Consider the following 288-nt stretch of genomic DNA (forward strand, 5'->3'; position numbering starts at 1 on the left):
CGAAGGTCTCTGTCAGTGACTGTATGGGGCTATAGCTCAGCTGGGAGAGCGCCTGCCTTGCACGCAGGAGGTCAGCGGTTCGATCCCGCTTAGCTCCACCATATAGGTCCTTGAATTTCAATACTTCAGAGTATATTGGCAACAGTATGCTGCGAAGTATTTTGCTCTTTAACAATCTGGAACAAGCTGAAAATTGAAACATGACGGCTGAAACTTGTCCCCCGTAGCAGTTTGGGATGAGGAGTAACCTGTCATAGAGTCTCTCAAATGTAGCAATACGATGATGTC

General features: G+C 47.2%; 1 tRNA gene. It reads left to right on the forward strand.

What is annotated here, in order from left to right:
- The first annotated feature begins 25 nt into the window (after positions 1-25).
- Positions 26-101 (forward strand) — tRNA-Ala (locus tag AC2AXP_RS22755).
- Positions 102-288: the final 187 nt, after the last annotated feature.

Source organism: Serratia sp. Sp408 (assembly GCF_057180665.1).